Origin of the sequence: Arthrobacter sp. Y-9 (assembly GCF_029690065.1) — a bacterium.
Taxonomy (GTDB): Bacteria; Actinomycetota; Actinomycetes; order Actinomycetales; family Micrococcaceae; genus Arthrobacter_E.
Genome location: NZ_CP121463.1, coordinates 2300510 through 2318051, shown reverse-complemented (window position 1 = coordinate 2318051; position 17542 = coordinate 2300510). Strand labels below are relative to the sequence as shown.

Annotated in this window: 13 protein-coding genes and 1 tRNA gene; 5 read left to right on the top strand and 9 right to left on the bottom strand. The window is 69.2% G+C overall.

Going from position 1 to position 17542, the window contains the following annotated elements; all coding sequences use genetic code 11:
- Nucleotides 1-246: 246 nt before the first annotated feature.
- From P9849_RS10410 to P9849_RS10390, 5 genes are read left to right on the top strand one after another with little or no spacing between them, the layout of a single operon-like run.
- Nucleotides 247-1008: an NUDIX domain-containing protein gene (locus tag P9849_RS10410; RefSeq protein ID WP_278266733.1), complete on the top strand. Its 762-nt coding sequence runs from the start codon at nucleotides 247-249 to the stop codon at nucleotides 1006-1008.
- Nucleotides 1005-2318 (top strand): quinolinate synthase NadA, encoded by a 1314-nt coding sequence (nadA, locus tag P9849_RS10405; RefSeq protein WP_278266732.1) that lies wholly within the window; start codon nucleotides 1005-1007, stop codon nucleotides 2316-2318. Before P9849_RS10410 ends, nadA begins: the two co-directional genes overlap by 4 nt.
- On the top strand, nucleotides 2315-4099 hold the full coding sequence (locus P9849_RS10400) for an FAD-binding protein (protein WP_278266731.1): 1785 nt from the start codon (nucleotides 2315-2317) through the stop codon (nucleotides 4097-4099). Before nadA ends, P9849_RS10400 begins: the two co-directional genes overlap by 4 nt.
- Nucleotides 4096-4998, top strand: a complete 903-nt coding sequence (nadC, locus tag P9849_RS10395) for a carboxylating nicotinate-nucleotide diphosphorylase (RefSeq protein ID WP_278266730.1) — start codon at nucleotides 4096-4098, stop codon at nucleotides 4996-4998. Before P9849_RS10400 ends, nadC begins: the two co-directional genes overlap by 4 nt.
- A complete protein-coding gene (locus P9849_RS10390) occupies nucleotides 4995-6152 on the top strand; it encodes a cysteine desulfurase family protein (RefSeq protein ID WP_278266729.1) in 1158 nt (385 codons plus the stop codon). The genes nadC and P9849_RS10390 overlap by 4 nt, the downstream gene beginning before the upstream one ends.
- A gap of 26 nt (nucleotides 6153-6178) precedes the next feature.
- Here P9849_RS10390 and P9849_RS10385 read toward each other — a convergent pair whose 3' ends face one another.
- The 9 genes from P9849_RS10385 to P9849_RS10345 form a co-directional block, all read right to left on the bottom strand.
- Nucleotides 6179-6709: a GtrA family protein gene (locus P9849_RS10385; protein ID WP_278266728.1), complete on the bottom strand. Its 531-nt coding sequence runs from the start codon at nucleotides 6707-6709 to the stop codon at nucleotides 6179-6181.
- A gap of 102 nt (nucleotides 6710-6811) precedes the next feature.
- The gene (locus P9849_RS10380) at nucleotides 6812-7285 is read right to left on the bottom strand and encodes a MarR family winged helix-turn-helix transcriptional regulator (protein ID WP_278266727.1); all 474 of its coding nucleotides are present in this window, start codon (nucleotides 7283-7285) and stop codon (nucleotides 6812-6814) included.
- Complete coding sequence (locus P9849_RS10375; RefSeq protein WP_278266726.1) at nucleotides 7282-8415, bottom strand: LLM class flavin-dependent oxidoreductase; 1134 nt, start codon at nucleotides 8413-8415, stop codon at nucleotides 7282-7284. The genes P9849_RS10380 and P9849_RS10375 overlap by 4 nt, the downstream gene beginning before the upstream one ends.
- A 206-nt stretch (nucleotides 8416-8621) precedes the next feature.
- Entirely contained in the window at nucleotides 8622-11729 is a 3108-nt protein-coding gene (locus P9849_RS10370) for an efflux RND transporter permease subunit (protein ID WP_278266725.1), read from the bottom strand.
- Nucleotides 11730-11856: 127 nt separating this feature from the next.
- Nucleotides 11857-13368 (bottom strand): malate:quinone oxidoreductase, encoded by a 1512-nt coding sequence (locus P9849_RS10365; protein ID WP_278266724.1) that lies wholly within the window; start codon nucleotides 13366-13368, stop codon nucleotides 11857-11859.
- 78 nt (nucleotides 13369-13446) lie between these two features.
- Entirely contained in the window at nucleotides 13447-15111 is a 1665-nt protein-coding gene (locus P9849_RS10360; protein ID WP_278266723.1) for an ABC transporter substrate-binding protein, read from the bottom strand.
- Between the two features lie 86 nt (nucleotides 15112-15197).
- Nucleotides 15198-15282, bottom strand: a tRNA-Leu gene (locus tag P9849_RS10355).
- Nucleotides 15283-15410: 128 nt separating this feature from the next.
- A complete protein-coding gene (bcp, locus tag P9849_RS10350) occupies nucleotides 15411-15896 on the bottom strand; it encodes a thioredoxin-dependent thiol peroxidase (RefSeq protein ID WP_278266722.1) in 486 nt (161 codons plus the stop codon).
- Nucleotides 15897-16024: 128 nt separating this feature from the next.
- On the bottom strand, nucleotides 16025-17278 hold the full coding sequence (locus P9849_RS10345) for an APC family permease (RefSeq protein ID WP_278266721.1): 1254 nt from the start codon (nucleotides 17276-17278) through the stop codon (nucleotides 16025-16027).
- Between the last annotated feature and the right edge of the window lie 264 nt (nucleotides 17279-17542).

Here is a 17542-nt window from a genome sequence, read left to right as displayed (position 1 = left end):
GTGTCCCTCCTGGGTGATCTCGCGGCCGTCGCGCCGGTCGCCTCCGGGGCGCCGTCGTCGGGGTCCGGGGCCTGGGCCGGCCCGTGAAGTCACTCTACCGCTCGCCCGGGACGGAACAGCAGCCCCGAAGGGCCCGCTTCATCCGCTTGTCCGTCGGGCCGGTGGAGGTCTATCCTCAGTTATAGTCATAGTGACTTTAACTCGACTGAGACGCCGAGGAACCGGAATCCCGGGAAAGGAGAGCCGATGGATCAGTGGCAGCCCTTGACGGTCCCCGTGCAGGCCAACCCGGTCGGCAATGTGGAGGAACGTCGCCTCGCGGCGCCCGGGCTGGCGATCTCCACGGTCATCTTCGCGCTGAAACCCAGCGAGACCTCCGGTCGTCCGACGCTCTGGCTTCCCCTGGTCCGCCGGATCCGGGAGCCGTTCAAGGGACAGTGGGCGCTCCCGGGTGGCCCTCTCCGCCACGATGAATCGCTGCCCGAGGCCGCCTCGCGGAACCTTCTCGACACCACGGGGCTGGCTCCCCGCTACCTGGAACAGCTCTACGCCTTCGGCGGCCTGCACCGCTCACCCGCTCAGCGCGTGGTGAGCATCGTCTACTGGGCGCTGGTCCAGTCGGAGGAGGCCGAACTGCCCGGCGAAGAGGAGAACGTCCGCTGGTTCCGGGCGGACAAGGTCGAAGACCTGGCCTTCGACCACCAGGAGATCGTGGACTACGCCCTCTGGCGGCTCCGCAACAAGATGGAGTACGCCTCGATCGCGTTCCACTTCCTCGGCGAGTACTTCACCCTGGCCCAGTTGCGGGAGGTCTACGAGGCCGTCCTGGACAAGCCTCTCGATCCCGCGAATTTCCGGCGGCACGTCACGAATGCCGTCGGGATCGAACCCAGCGACCGGTACCTCCAGGGCGGCAAGCACCGCCCGCCGCGCCTCTACCGCTACACCGGCCCCGCGCCGTCGAGCACTCCCCGGACAGCACCGACCACAGCAAGGACCCCCTCATGAGCAGCGTCAACGCCACCATCCAGCTCCTGACCCGCGAACAGGCCGAAAGCGCCGCGCTGTCCCGCGCCGCCGGGCAGAGCACGTGCAGCACCGAGCTGGCCAGTGGCCCCTGGGAGTACGACGCCGCCGAGGCCGCACGCGGCGTCCCCGCGTACGGACCGGGCGCCTCCAGTGCCGACGTCGCGCCCGCGAGCACGCCCCGGCAGGGTGAGATCCCGGCCGAGTACAAGCAAGCGAGCGACGCCGAACTGGACCGCCGCATCCTGGCCGCCAAAGAGGCGCTGGGAGACCGGGCGGTCATCCTGGGGCACTTCTACCAGCGTGACGAAGTGGTCAAGTACGCCGACTTCGTGGGCGACTCCTTCCAGCTGGCGAACGCCGCCCTGACCCGTCCCGAGGCGGAGGCGATCATCTTCTGCGGGGTCCACTTCATGGCCGAGACCGCGGACATCCTCTCCACGGACCGCCAGGCCGTGATCCTCCCCAACCTGGCGGCCGGCTGCTCCATGGCGGACATGGCGGACATCGACTCCGTGCAGGAGTGCTGGGAGCAGCTCGAGGAGATCTACGGCACCGCGCCGGATGCCGACGGCAAACTCCCCGTCATCCCGGTGACCTACATGAACTCCTCCGCCGCGCTCAAGGCGTTCTGCGGTGAGCACGGCGGGATCGTCTGCACCTCCTCCAACGCCGCGACCGTGCTGGAATGGGCCTTCGAGCGCGGGCAGCGGGTCCTGTTCTTCCCGGACCAGCACCTGGGCCGCAACACGGCGAAGGCCCTGGGCGTGCCGCTCGAGCACATGCCGCTCTGGAATCCGCGGAAGGACCTGGGCGGCAACAGCGAGGCCACCCTGGAGGAGGCCGAGGTCATCCTCTGGCAGGGCTTCTGCTCGGTCCACAAGCGCTTCACCGTCGCGCAGATCGAGAAGGCCCGTCAGGATCACCCGGGTGTGACCGTGATCGTCCACCCCGAATGCCCCATGGAGGTGGTGGATGCGGCCGATTCGGCCGGATCCACCGACCACATCCGGAAGGCCGTCGCGGCCGCCACCGAGCCCACGACCTTCGCCATCGGCACCGAGATCAACATGGTCAACCGGCTCGCCGCCGAGTACCCGCAGCACACGATCTTCTGCCTCGACCCGGTGATCTGCCCCTGCTCCACCATGTACCGCATCCACCCCGCCTACCTGGCCTGGGTGCTGGAGGAACTGGTGCAGAGCCGGGTCGTGAACCAGATCGTCGTGGATGACGCCGTGCAGCAGGGCGCCCGCGTCGCCCTGGAACGGATGCTGGCGGCGCGGCCATGACAGCCCGCCCGGATCTTCCCGGAGCCGACGACGCCGCCACGCCGTCCGCCGGTCGCGCGCCGTCCGCCGGACTCGCCGTGGTCGGCGCCGGGATCGCGGGCCTCTACGCCACGCTGCTCGCCGCCGAAGCCGGAATCCCCGTGGTGCTCCTGACCCGGAGCGAGTTGGAGGCGAGCAACAGCTTCGCCGCCCAGGGCGGGATCTGCGCCGTCCTGGACGAGGCCCGCCGGGCTCCCGGCGACTCGGTGGAGGCGCACGTCCGGGACACGCTGGCCGCGGGGGCCGGACTGTGCGATCCGGAGGCCGTCCGCATCCTCTGCTCGGGCGCCCAGCTGGACGTGCGGAATCTGGAACGGTTCGGCGTGCGCTTCGACGCCGGGGCGTCCGGCGATCCGGCGCTCGGCCTGGAGGCCGCGCACTCCCACCCCCGGATCCTTCACGTCGGCGGGGACGCTACCGGCGCCGGGATCGTCCGCGCCCTGGTCTCGGCCGTCATCGCCCAGGTGCTGGCCGGACGGGTCAGCCTGGTGGAGAACGCCTGGGTCACGGCGCTCCTGCCTGATGCCCGCGATGCCGGAAGCGTCCGCGGCGTCGTGTTCGAGCGGGACGGCATGCGCCACGAATTGCCGGCGGCAGGAGTGCTCCTGGCCACCGGCGGCGCCGGCCGTCTCTTCGCTCGGACCACCAATCCGTCCGGGGCTCTGGGGGAGGGCGTCGGCCTGGCGCTGGAGGCCGGTGCGGTCGTGACGGATGCGGAGTTCCTGCAGTTCCACCCGACCGCGCTGCGGCTGCCGGGCCAGGCGCAGGACGGCTGGCTGGTCTCCGAAGCCGTCCGGGGCGAGGGCGCCGTGCTGCTGGATGACGAGGGCCGTCGATTCATGCCGGACTATCACCCTCTGGCCGAGCTGGCCCCGCGCGATGTGGTCTCGCGGGCGGTCGCCGCTCACCTCGCTGAGCGCGGCGCCCCCGAAGGGGCGGTGTTCCTCGACGCCAGGCCCCTCGTGGAACGCGAGGGCCGGGGATTCCTGGCGCGCCGTTTCCCGAGCATCAGCGCCGCGCTGGCGCTCGCGGGGATCGACTGGGAGCGTGAGCCCGTCCCGGTGGCTCCCGCCGCCCACTACTGGATGGGAGGCGTCGCCACGGATCTCTGGGGCAGGACCTCCGTCCCCGGACTCTGGGCCGCCGGTGAGGTGGCGTGCACCGGGGTGCACGGTGCGAACCGGCTCGCCTCCAACTCGCTGCTGGAAGGTCTCGTCTTCGCCCGCCGTGCCATCGAGGCGCTCTCGGCGGAAGGGTCGGGTTCCGCTGATTCCGCTGGAACCCCCTGGCCTGCTCGCCACCCGGCGGCGGGTGTGGCGGGGCTGCCGGTGCCGGCCGTCGGTGAGGACAACGACGGCGGCGCGCCGGCGTCCGGCTCCGCTGTGCCTGGCGCCGCAGCACCACGGCTCGAGGACCCGAGTCTTGAAGCCTCCGGCCTCGAAGCGCTGCAGCACCTCATGACCGCGGAGGCCGGCATGTCCCGCACCGCGGAGGGGCTGACCCGGGCCGCGTCCGTGCTGGACGGCTGGCTCGCGCGGTCGAACACCCCCGCCTTCCGGCACAGTCTCCTCGCCGCCCGGGTCCTCGTGGCGGGAGCCCTCTCCCGCGAGGTCAGTGTCGGCGCCCATCACCGCGCGGACGCCCCGGCCGGGCAGCCTGTCGATCAGCGGCACCTGAGCTGGCGCGCCGAGCCGCGCGCCGTCGTCGTCCCCTCGCCTTCCGGAAGGATCCCCACCCCATGAACCAGACGCTGACCACCGGATTCCTGGTGGGTCCGGACGAACGGGCCCTGGACCGGGTCATCCTCACCGCGCTGGAGGAGGACGCCGCGCACGGCGATGTCACCAGTGAGGCGTTCATCCCGCTGGGGGCGACCGCCCAGGCCGTGGTGCGGGCCCGGGTCCCGGGCGTCCTGAGCGGAGGACCCGTGGTGCAGCGGGTGTTCGCGCTGGTCGATCCCCGGGTCCGGGTGACGGCGCTCGTGGAGGACGGCAAAGCGTTCGAGCCGGGGGAGCGGCTGACCCTGATCGAGGGTCCGGCCCGCTCAGTGCTGCTGGGCGAGCGGATCGCGCTGAATCTGATGCAGCGGATGAGCGCGATCGCCACCGCCGCTCAGGAACTCGTGGCGGCGGTGGCCGGGACGCGTGCGCGGGTGGTGGACACCCGGAAGACGACGCCGGGCCTGCGGAACCTCGAACGGTACGCCGTGCGGTGCGGTGGCGGGCACAATCACCGCTACAGTCTGTCCGACGCGGTCATGGTGAAGGACAACCACCTGGCCGTCCTCACCGGTGGAGACCCCGGGAAGATCACCGAGGCGCTCCTGGACGGCAAATCCCGCCTCGGCCACACGGTGCACCTGGAGGTCGAGGTCGACGGTCTGGAGATGATCGAACCCGTGCTGGCCGCCGGCGTGGACACCATCATGCTGGACAACTTCTCCCTCGAGGACCTCGCCGAGGGTGTGCGCCGGGTGGCGGGACGGGCGCTCGTGGAGGCGAGCGGCAACGTCCGGCTGGACACCATCGCGGCGATCGCCGCCACCGGAGTGGACATCATCTCCTCCGGTGCGATCACGCACAGCGTCGCCAATCTGGACCTGGGCCTCGACATCGACATCCACCCTCAGGGCACGCCGTGATCTACCTGGACGCGGCGGCCACCACCCCGGTCCGCCCCGAGGTGCTGCAAGCGCTCTGGCCGGTCCTGTCCGGCACGTTCGGCAATCCGGCGAGTCACCACGAAGTGGGCGAAAGCGCCCGGGCGGTCCTGGAGGACGCACGACGCCGGGTGGCCGCCGTGCTCGGCTGCCGTCCCGCGGAGGTGCTCTTCACCTCCGGCGGCACCGAAGCCGACAACGCGGCGCTGAAGGGCATCGCCCTCGCCCGCAGGGCACGCGATCCCCGACTCGACCGTGTCCTGATCAGCGCGGTCGAACACCCCGCGGTGGCGGAATCGGCGGAGTATCTCGCCAGGGTGCACGGCTTCACGGTGGATGTCGTTCCCGTGGACCACCGGGGTGTGATCCTCGCCGAAGAGTTCGGCGCTCTCCTCGGGGAGCGCACCGCGGTGGCGAGTGTCATGTATGCGAACAACGAAGTGGGCACCGTTCAGGACCTTCCGGCCCTGGCGGCTCTCGCGCAGGCGGCCGGCGTTCCGCTGCACAGCGACGCCGTGCAGGCCGCCGGCGCGCTGCCGCTGGACGTCCGTGGACTGGGCGTCGCCGCGCTGTCCCTGGCCGGGCACAAGCTGGGCGCCCCCAAGGGCAACGGCGTGCTGTACCTGAAGGCCCGGACCCCGTTCGAAGCGCTGCTCCACGGCGGTGGCCAGCAGAGGGACCGGCGTTCCGGGACGGAGGACGTGGCGGGGGCGGTCGCCTTCGCGACGGCCCTGGAACTCGCCGAGTCGGAACGCCGCACTATGGACGGCCCTGCCGCGGAAGATCGACGGGACCGCTTCATCCGCGCCGTCCAGGACGCCGTCCCGGGTGCGGTGCTCACGGGCGATCCCGTGAACCGGCTTCCCGGTTCGGCCTCATTCTGCTTCCCTGGAGTGGCGGGGGAGACGGTGCTGCTCGAGCTGGAGCGACGGGGGATCGTGTGTTCGAGCGGCTCGGCGTGTGCCGCCGGGTCCAGCGAGCCGTCCGCCGTCCTGACGGCCATGGGCCTTCCCGCGGATGTGGCGCTCACCGCCGTGCGCTTCAGCCTCCAGCGGGAGACGAGCGAGGAAGACCTGGCGGTGACCGCACGAGCGCTGGGTGACATCTTCAGCCGGCTCGGCGCCGGAACCGTCTGATCCTCAGGAGTTCAGGCGCTCCGTGTTCAGGCGCTCCGTGCGCGGCGGAAGATCCACTGCCGGAACAGGGTGAACCGGACCACCGTGGCCAGGAACCCGGCCAGGGTGGTGGTCCAGAGTTCCTCGGTGACGGTCGCCTCGGGCTGGAGCCAGTGCAGCAGGGCCAGGCTGGACGCCGTGATGACCCAGGCGATGCCCATCACGAGGAGTCCGCGTGCGTGATCCCGGGCCGCGCCCTGTCCGCCCTGGATGCGGAACGTGGCGGCGCGGTTCAGGGCCGTGTTGAGGATCGACGTCGAGACGAGAGCGAGCGCGTTGGCCCACTGGGGGCCGACGGAGGGGCGCAGCAGCGCGTACAGGCCGATCGACGCCGCCGTGCACAGGACGCCGACCACCGTGAACCGGCCGATCTGGCCCCAGAGGCGGGAGGCCGCCGTCGTGGGTCGCGCCGCGGAGCCGCCACCGGCTTCACCCGTCACGGCGACGGCCGCCGGCGACCCGGGTCCGGGCTCCGCGGCGGCCGTGCTTCCGACGGTCCCGGTGGTGCTGCTGCTCATGCCCTCAGTCTTTCACGGCACCCTGTGGCGTGCCGGTGGATTGCTGTGCGGTGGCTGGGGATTTCCTGGTCGGCCACCACCGGTCGTGCGGCGGGCCGGGCCCTATTCCGGGTGCCCGAGCCCCTGCCGCAGCTTCTCGGTCAGGCGCATGAGGTCGGCCATCTCGTCCTCCGTGAGGGCCGGACCCACGACGGCGGCGATGTCCCGGACGTGCGCCCGGCCGATCTCCTTCTGCACCGCGCGGCCTTCCGGCGTGAGGCGGATCAGGATGCCCCGGCCGTCGTCCGGCGCGGTCTGACGCTCGATCAGCCCACGGTTCTGCAGGCGCTCCACCAGTCGGCTCAGGCTCGACTGGCTGAGGAGCACGCGATCGTTGATCTCGTGCAGGCGCAGCCAGCCCTCCGGGCAGCGGCTGAGCGTGAACAGGACGTCGTACTCCTTCACGCTGACCTTGTGGGAGACGCCGACCTGCCTGAAGGCGGGAGCCTCATTGAGGCGCCGCATGACCGCCACCTGGGCCCGGAAGAGGGACTCCCAGGTGGCGGCGGCCGTGCGGACGTGCGGTGCCTTGCTCATGACGTCGCGACCTGCCCGGCCGGTTCGTCCTGGCCCGCGCCCTCACTCTCGGCCTGCTTGGCCTCCTTGGCGGCCACGAGCGAGGCGTGCGTCGGGGCGTCCGGCACGGTGGCGGGACGGCCTTCGGCGAAGCCCTTGCGGAGCTCCGGCAGGATCTCACCGAGCAGGTCCAGCTGCTCCAGGACCGTCTTCAGCGGAAGACCGGCGTGGTCCACCAGGAAGAGCTGGCGCTGGTAGTCGCCGAAGGTCTCACGGAAGCTCAGGGTCTTCTCGATGACCTCCTGCGGGCTGCCCACGGTGAGCGGCGTCTGCGAGGTGAAGTCCTCCAGGGACGGTCCGTGGCCGTAGACGGGGGCGTTGTCGAAGTACGGGCGGAATTCGCGGACGGCGTCCTGGGAGTTCCGGCGCATGAAGAACTGTCCGCCGAGACCCACGATGGCCTGCTCCGCCGTGCCGTGGCCGTAGTGCTCGTAGCGCTCGCGGTACAGGGCGATCAGCCGCTGGAAGTGCTCCTTCGGCCAGAAGATGTTGTTGGCGAAGAATCCGTCACCGAAGTAGGCCGCCAGCTCGGCGATCTGCGGGGTGCGGATGGAACCGTGCCAGACGAACGGCGCGACGTCGTCCAGCGGACGCGGGGTGGAGGTGAAGTTCTGCAGCGGGGTGCGGAACTTGCCCTGCCAGTTGACGATGTCCTTGTCCCACAGCTCACGCAGCAGGCTGTAGTTCTCGATCGCCAGGTTCACTCCGTCCTGGATGTTCTTGCCGAACCAGGGGTAGACCGGCGGGGTGTTGCCGCGGCCCAGCATGAGGTCCACACGGCCGTCGGCCACGTGCTGCAGCATCGCGAAGTCCTCGGCGATCTTCACCGGGTCATTCGTGGTGATGAGCGTGGTGGACGTGGAGAGGATGAGCTTCTCCGTCTGCGCCGCGATGTACGCGAGCGTGGTGGTGGGGGAGCTGGAGAAGAACGGGCGGTTGTGGTGCTCGCCGAGCGCGAACACGTCCAGGCCCACGTCCTCGGCCTTCTTGGCGATCTCGACCGTCGCCTTGATCCGCTCGTGCTCCGTGGGGGTGGTGCCCGTGGTGGGGTCCGTGGTGATGTCACTCACGGTGAAGATTCCGAATTGCATTGCTGCCTCCTTGGCCACGTCCAACTCTACCAAATTATATGCATTTGCATCTAATTTCACTCGTGTCAGCGCTGGAAGGTCAGGATCTATTCCCGGGGGATCCGGAACCGGAACGGAGCGGCCCGCCCGGGGCGCCGGCATGCAGCCGAGGCCCCGGACGGGCCGGGTCGTGCGGAGATTCCCCAGGTCAGTCCTGGGCGAACGAGTCAGTCCTGGATGGCCACGTGCCGGTGGTGCTCCTGCTTCCGTTCCTGACGCCGTTCCCGCCGCCCCTCGACGAGGCGGTAGAGGACCGGCACCAGGATCAGGGTGAGGAGCGTGGAGGACACGAGCCCGCCGATCACCACGATCGCCAGCGGCTGCGAGATGAAACCGCCACCGCCGGTCAGTCCGAGCGCCATCGGGGTCAGGGCGAACACCGTGGCCGCCGCCGTCATCAGGATCGGCCGCAGACGGCGGCGGGCGCCGTGTTCGATCGCGTCCGCCACGGACATCGCCTCACGGCCCGGCTCCGCCCTCCGGTACTGGTTGATGAGGTCGATCAGCACGATCGCGTTCGTGACCACGATGCCCACGAGCATGAGCATGCCGATCAGGGACGGCAGGCCGAGCGGCACGCGGGACACGAGGAGCAGGCCGATGGCACCGGTCGCGGCGAACGGGATCGAGACGAGCAGGATGAGCGGCTGGACCAGGGACTTGAACGTCGCCACCATGATCACGTAGACGATCGCGACGGCGGCCAGCAGCGCCAGCCCCAGCTGACGGAAGGAGTCGGCCTGTTGCGTCGTGGCGCCGCCCACGGCCGCCGTCGTGCCGGCCGGGAGCTTGATGGACGCCAGACGCTTCTGCACCTCCGTGCTGACCGCGCCCAGGTTGCTGCCGTCCGGGGTGACCGAGACGACGGCGGTGCGCTGGCCGTTGCTGCTGGTGATGCTGGACGGCACGTTGACCTGCTGGACGTCGGCCACCGCGGAGAGCGTCAGCGGAGTGCCCGGGATCTTGCTGTCCTTGAGCTCCTGGATGCTGCGGAACGGCTGGGCCTCGCCCACGCGGACGGAGTAGTCCGTGACGCCGAGGCGCAGCTTCACATCGAGCGGCGGGTTGGACGCGCTGGCCAGCAGGCCTCCGATCTGCTGCTCCGAAAGGCCCAGCGCCGCGGCCTTGGCCCGGTTCACCTCCACCTGGACCACGGGGTAGGAGGACGCCAGGTTGCTGGTCACGGAGGTGGTGTTCGGCACGTCGCCGAAGGCTGTGACGAGCTGCTGGGAGGCCTTGGCGAGGGCGTCCGAGTCGCCCGAGCGGATGGTCACGTCGACCGTGTTCGAGCTGCCGAAGCCGCCCTGTTGCGAGCCGATCGTGAGCTTGCCCGCGTCCTTCAGGTCGTTGAGCTTGGCCCGTGCGGCGTCCTGGAGCTTCAGCTGGTTCTTCTTCTCATCCGTGGTCACCGTGAAGTTGGCGTCCGACGAGCCGCTGGAGACCATGGCGCCGTACCCGGTCCCGGCGTTGCCGAGGATGACCTGGACGTCCTTGACGCCGTCGACGTCCTTGAGCGCGCTCTCCACCTTCGCCGCGGCCTTGCTGGAATCGTCGAGGGTGGTGCCCGCGGGCAGGGACTGCCGGATGGTGAAGCTGTTCTGGCCCGAGTCGCCCAGCAGGTTGGTGGGCAGCAACGGGGTCATGGCGAAGGTCGCCACCAGGATCACGACGGCGGAGACCAGGGTGATGACGGGATGGCGCTGAGTGGCGTGCAGGACGGGGACGTAGCCACGGGCGAGCCAGGAGCGCTCCTCCTTGGCGTGGGCCTCCCGCTCGATCTCCGCCTGCTCGCGGCCGTGGACGTTCCCCGACTTCAGGAACCAGTAGGCGAGCACCGGGACGATGGTGAGGGAGACGAAGAGCGAGGCCAGCAGGGCGATGGTCACCGTGAGGGCGAAAGGCCGGAACAGCTCGCCCGCGATGTCGCCCACGAACGCGATCGGCAGGAACACGGCCACCGTGGTGAGGGTGGAGGCGGTCACGGCCCCGGCCACCTCGCGGATGGCGGTCAGGATGGCCGTCTTCTTGTCCTCGCCGTAACTGAGGTGCCGCTTGATGTTCTCGATCACCACGATCGAGTCGTCCACCACACGTCCGATCGCGATGGTCAGGGCGCCGAGCGTCAGGATGTTCAGGGAGTACTTGGCCGCCCCGAGACCGATGAAGGTGATGAGCAGGGAGAGCGGGATCGAGATGGCCGTGACCAGCGTGGACCGCACGGAGAGCAGGAACAGCAGGATGATCACCACGGCGAATCCGAGGCCCAGAAGGCCTTCCGTGGTGAGGTCCTTGATGGACTTCTCGATGAAGGGCGCCTGGTCGAAGACCGAGGTGAACTTGGCGCCGTGACCGAGCTCGTCCTGCAGCGCCGGGATCGCATCGCGCACCGCGTGGGAGAGCGCCACGGTGTCCGCTTCGGGCTTCTTCGTGACGGAGAGCGCGAGCGTCTGCACGCCGTTGGTGCGCGTGATGGAGGTGGCCGGGTTGTCCTTGAGCTGGACCTGGGCGATGTCGCCGATCGTGGTCGGCGTGTTCGCACCCGCGAGCGGGAGCGCCTTCACGGCGTCCAGGGTGTCCACGCGCGTGCCGACCTGCAGGGACAGCTCCTTGCCCTGCTCGGTGATGGTTCCGACCGGGATGACGGAGCCGTTGTCCTTGAGGGCCTGGCGGATCGACTGGGCGCTGAGGCCACGCTGGGCGAGCGCTCCGGCCTGCGGCAGGATCGAGACGTACTGACCGGTGGCGCCGCTGACTTCGGCGCCGCGCACGCCGTCGAGCTTGAGCAGGCGCGGCACGCTCAGGCGGTTCAGCTGCTCGCTGAGCACGCTCAGCGGCTGGTCCGAGGACACCGCCAGATAGACGACCGGGAAGTCGTTGATGTTGCCCGCGTAAGACTGAGGGTCGACGTCGGCCGGCAGGTTGCGCTTGGCGCTGGAGATCGCGCGGTCCACCTGGTTGCGGGCCCGGTCCAGATTGGTGCCGTAGGCGAACTTGAGGCTCACCGTGGAGACGCCGCTGCGGGAGGTGGAGGTGGTCGACTCGACCGCCTCCACGCCGCCCAGGGCCTGCTCCAGGGGCTCGCCCACCTGCTTGTCCACCACTTCGGCGGAGGCGCCCGGCATGGTGCTGAGCACGGAGATCTGGGGGAACTCGATCGACGGGATGAGCTCCTGCTTGAGAGAGCCCATCGTGATGACGCCGAACACCGCGGCGAACACCGTGATCAGCGCGATCAGGGCCCTGTTGGCGAGAGAGAGCTGGGAGAGGCGGAACACGGTACTCCTTGAGCAGGAACGGTCAGTGCGGGACTCGGCCGTGAATGCAGAGAACCCCCGCCACAGGGCGGGGGTTCATCACGGGTTCAAGGACCCGCGCTGCCAAACACTGTTGCTGAGGGCAATCTTACTGTGCGGTCCTGACGGTATTCGCCTCGTCCAGCTGGAGCACGGTGGCGGTGTGGGTTGCCAGCTCGCGGGCCAGTTCAGGGTTGTCGTTCAGGCGCACGCCGTAGCCGGGGAGCATCTCCTTGATCTTGCCTTCCCAGCCCTTGAACTGCGCGGGGAAGGAGCGCTTGAGGAGCTCGAGCATGATCGGGACCGCGGTGGAGGCTCCGGGGGAGGCGCCGAGCAGGGCGCCGATCGAGCCGTCACGGCTCGTGATGACCTCGGTGCCGAACTGCAGGGCGCCGCCGCGCTTCGGGTCCTTCTTGATGATCTGCACGCGCTGGCCGGCCGTGATGAGCTCCCACTTGTCGCCGTCGGCTTCGGGGTAGTACTCGCGCAGGGCCTCGACCTTGGCGCCGTGGCTCTTGGTGACCTCCTTGACCAGGTACGCGACCAGGTCCAGGTTGTCCTTGGCGACGCCCAGCATCGGCACGATGTTGTTGGGACGCACGCTGCCGGGGAGGTCCCAGTAGGAGCCGTTCTTGAGGAAGTTGGTGGAGAAGCCGCCGTACGGGCCGAACAGCAGGGAGCGCTGGCCGCCCACGTAGCGGGTGTCGAGGTGCGGCACGGACATGGGCGGGGCGCCCACGGAGGCCTGGCCGTACACCTTGGCGTTGTGCTGGGCGGTGACGGTCTCGTCGGTGCAGCGGAAGAACTTGCCGGAGACCGGGAATCCGCCGTAGCCCTTGGATTCGGGGATGCCGGAGGCCTGGAGCAGGTGCAGTGCGCCGCCGCCGGCTCCCACGAACACGAACTTGGCGTCGATGCTGCCGCGCTCGTTCGATCCCAAGTGGCGGGTGGAGACCTTCCAGCCGCGGCCGAAGGAGAGTCGCTCCAGGTCGGTGACGTCGTGGAAGTAGTTGACCTCCACGCCGGAGCGCTCCAGGTACGCGGTGAGCTCGCGGCTCAGGGCGCCGAAGTCGACGTCGGTGCCCTCGGCCACGCGGGTGGCGGCGAAGCGGCCCGGCTGACGGCCTTCCATCACCAGGGGTGCCCAGCCCCCGATGGTCGCGGCGTCCTCGCTGTGCTCCATGGTGGAGAAGAGCGGGTGCGGCTTGAGGGCCTCGTAGCGCTTCTTGAGGTAATCGGAGTGCTCGTCACCGAGCACGAAGCTCATGTGCGGCACGGTGTTGATGAAGCCCTTGGGGGAGCCGATGAGCTGCTCGGACACCAGGTGGGACCAGAACTGGCGGGAGAGCTGGAATCCCTCGGCGATGCCGAGTGCCTTGGCCGGGTTCACGGAGCCGTCCTTGGCCTGCGGCATGTAGTTCAGCTCGCAGAAGGCGGAGTGGCCGGTGCCCGCGTTGTTCCAGGGATCGGAGCTTTCCAGGCCCGCCTGGTCGAGGCGCTCATAGAGCACGATCGACCAGTCCGGCTGGAGCTGCTTGAGGAACGCACCGAGGGTGGCGCTCATGATGCCTCCACCGATGAGGACGACGTCGGCGGAGGAAGTCTTGGAAATGAAGGTCACAGTGAACTCCGATTGCAGCAACATTGGGCAGTAGCAGAATATCCCCTGGCGGTCTCTATCAAAAATTGCCCCTGAGAGTTATCCTTTGAGTTTTACCTTCGAAAAGACTTCGTTCAGAACGGGGGACGAAGGGTAGCTCACCACGCGGTCCGACATCGCCAGAGCCGAGATCGGATAGGCGATGGGGAGGGCGGGCAGCGCCTTGGCGATCCGCTCGTTGATGGAGCGGTAGAGCGTGGAGCGCTCGTCCCCGTCCGGGAGGGTGCGGGCACGTGCGATGTCCTTGAAGAGGTCCGCATCGGTGTAACCGAACTCACTGCGGGTGGAGCCGAAAAGCGGGGAGAGGAAGTTGTCCGGATCGGCGTACGAGCCGTTCCAGCCGAACAGGTGAAGGCCGTGGTTTCCCGGCGAGGTCACCTTCTGCGCGTAGCCCTCCGTCCAGGGGACGGGCACCGGCTTGATCACCAGGCCGACGGCGGTCAGCTCACGGGCGATCTCCGCGTAGACCTTCTCCGGGGACGGCAGGTACGCCCGGGTCACGTTCACCGGGTAGTAGAACGGGATGGGCTTGCCGTCGTAGTTGGCCTCCTTGAGGAGGGCCTTGGCCTTGTTCGGGTCGTAGCCGAGCGCAGGGGCCCCGTTGTTGAAACCGGACAGCCGGGGTGGGACGAACTGCGTCGCCTGGGCGGTGCCGTCCAGGTAGAAGCGCCGCACGATCGTGTTCTTGTCCACGGCGTACTCGATGGCCTGCCGGACCTTGAGATTGTTCAACGGGGCCACGGACTGGTTCATGCCCAGGTACATCACGGAGAAGGGGTCGCGCTGGACGACCTGCTGACCCTTCTTGACCAGGGCCTCCATGGTGTCCACGGTGATGTTGTCGTAGGCGTCGATCTCACCCTTGTCGAGGGCTTCGCGGCGCACTTCCGGGTGGGAGATGACGCGGAACGTCACGGTGCCGATCTCGCCGCGGTCACCCCAGTACCGCGGGTTGGCCTTGAGCGTGACCTCGGAGTCGTCCCAGGACGCGAACTGGAAGGGCCCGGTCCCCACGGGGTGGGTGCCGTACGCGGACACCTTGGTGCCGGCCTTGGTCTGTGTGAGGGCGTCGGCCTTGCCTTCAGTGAGGGCCTTGGGGGAGGAGATCGCCAGCGACGGCATCGTGAGCGACTGGAGGAAACCGGTGAAGGGCTCCGACAGGTCGATCGAGACGTGATGGGCGTCCTTGGTGGTGCAGCCCCGGTAGATCGACTTGGCCGGTTCGTCCGAATAGCCCCGGAAGATCGTGCCGAAGGTCGCGCTGCTTTCCTTGCGGAGGGCAGGGCTCAGCTTGTACCAGCGCTGGAAATTGGCGCAGACGGCCTGGGCGTTGAAGGGGGTCCCGTCCTGGAAGCTCACACCCTGGCGGAGGGTGAAGTCGTAGCGCAGACCGTCGTCGGACGCCTTCCATTCAGTGGCGAGGGACGGCGCGGGCTTGCCCGTGATGGCGTCGACGGTCAGGAGACCTTCCAGCACCTGCCGGGTCACCCGGTAGGACTCGAGATCGGAGGTGAGCGCCGGATCGAGGCCCACGGGCGGCGCCGGGGTTCCGAAGCGGAACGCCTTGCTGGGAGCGGTGGAGGAGCTGCTGCTCGGCTCGGGCGTCGCAGTGGGCGTACAGCCACTGAGAAGGACGGCGGCGGCACTGGCGGCCGCCAGCAGGCGCCGCGTGCGCGGAACACGGACGGAGCGGGCTGGGGCCACTGGCTTCATCACCTCACGTGTGGAAAGGCCGCCGGCTGTCCGGCGGCCCGTGGACTGCTTGGTGTTCTGGGGTCATGCTGTGTCACTGGTGCGCAAGGTGGGACTTGAACCCACACGCCCGAAGGCACAGGAACCTAAATCCTGCGTGTCTGCCAATTTCACCACTCGCGCTGGTGTTGTGCGGCGCTGAACGCCACGCTCAAGTCTAGACGCAATCGCAGGGGAGTCGGCTCAGCGAATTGCGTGATGTGGGTCCTGATGCGGCGGCCACGGACCGCCGCCTCAGGGCCCACACCCGTTCAGGCGGGGAGCTTGAGGTCCCGGCGCAGCTTGGCCACGTGGCCCTTGGCGCGCACGTTGTACTGGGCCACCGCGACGTTCCCTTCCTCGTCGATCACGAACGTGCTGCGGATGATCCCCTGGTACGGCTTGCCGTAGTTGAGCTTCTCGCCCCACACGGCGTAGCGGTCCGCCACGAGGTGGCCTTCATCGGCGAGCATCGTGTAGCCGAAGTGCTCCCGCTGGTCCCAGGCTGCGAGCTTGTCCACCGGGTCCGGGGAGATGCCCAGGACCGTGTAGCCCTCCTGACCGAAACGTGCCAGGTTGTCGCGGAAGTCGCACGCCTGCTGCGCACAGGCCGGGGTGTCGGCCTGCGGGTAGAAGAAGAGGATGACCCGCTGGCCGCGGAGCGAGGAGAGCGTGACGTCGTCGCCCTGGGCGTTCTTCAGCGTGAAGTCCGGAGCCGGTGTTCCCGGCGTGAGGCGCGGAGTGGTGGACGTGGGCAAGGGTCTCCTCCTTGAAGCGGTGATCCGGGGGCGACGGCGCCTGCTGCGCGGCGCCGTCGGTGACTTTCAGCCTATAAGTCCGGGCCAGGGGCGCCCTAATCAGACGGGTCCCCCGTGGGAGGACGGCTTCAAGAGGCCCGAGCGAGCCGGATCCCTCGCAGGATGATGCCGACGGCGAAGACCGCCGCCCCGGCCACGACGGACGGCAGCGGAAGGGTCGCGGCCAGTGCGACGCAGGCCAGTGCCCCGAGCACTTGGAACACGCGCGGGTACCGACGGTCGGCGCCGTTCTGGGTGTAAGCGGCGACGTTGGCCACGAGGTAGTAGATCAGCACACCGAACGAGGAGAAGCCGATCGCCCCACGGAGATCCGCCACCGCGATGATCCCGCAGATCGCGACGGCGACCGTCACCTCGGCCCGGTGCGGCACCCGGTACCGGGGGTGCACGGCCGCGAGCCAGTGGGGCAGGTCGTGTTCCCGGGCCATCGCCAGACTCGTCCGTCCGAGACCGGCGATGAGGGCGAGGAGCGCCCCGAGTGCGGCGACCGCCGCTCCCGCGCGCACGACCGGCGTCGCCCAATCGGCGTTTCCCGACGCGACGGCGGCGGCGAGCGGCGCGGGTTCCGCGGCGACGCCCGACGGTCCAAGCGTCGCGAGCAGCGTGACGGCGACCGTCGCGTAGACGACGGCGGTCACCGCCAGGGCGATGAGGATGGCGCGGGGGATGGTCCGCCGGGGTTCGCGGACTTCCTCGCTCAGGGTCGCGATCCGGGCGTACCCGGCGAACGCGAAGAACAGCAGCCCCGCGGACTGCAGAATGCCGTACCAGCCGTGCGCCAGGAGTCCCTCTCCGGCGATCTTGCCCGGATCAGGGGAGGAGCCCGTCCAGCAGGCGGCGACGATGATGGTCAGCGCGGCCAGGACCAGGACCATGAGAATGCGGGTCAGGCGAGCGGTCCGGGTGATGCCGTGGTAGTTCACCGCGGCCAGCGCGATCACGGCGAGGACGGCGACGGAGCGCTCCCAGCCGGGTGGGGCCACATACGCGGCGAAGGTCATGGCCATGGCGGCGGCGCTCGCGGTCTTGCCGATCACGAATCCCCAGCCGGCCAGGAATCCCGCCCACGGACCGATCCTCTCCCTGCCGTAGAGGTAGCTGCCGCCCGAGGCCGGATACGCCGCGGCGAGCTGCGCCGAGGAACTGGCATTGCAGAAGGCCACGAACGCGGCCACCAGAAGTCCGATCAGCAACCCCGACCCGGCCGCCGCGGCCGCCGGGGTGAACGCCGCGAACACGCCGGCGCCGATCATGGACCCGAACCCGATCAGCACGGCGTCGACGGTGCCGAGACGGCGTGCCAGCGCAGGGGTCTCACTCATGCGGGGTTCCTTCTCAGGTGTCGTCGCTCAGGAGGCGTGCATCGGGAACCGTGCCTCTCCCACAGATCGTTGCATGCTCTCGTTACCGGACGCATCCCGAGTGCACCGGCACGCGGCACGGCGCCGCAAATGACTCTTAATCAATGGGTTCCGGGTTCACAACCGGACGCCGGTTGTCGCTACTCGCTGTAGTGGATCTTTCCCTGCGACTACCGTCTGTCACGGTGGCGTGCTTGGATCAGAGGACGGTTTGAATCGAACTTC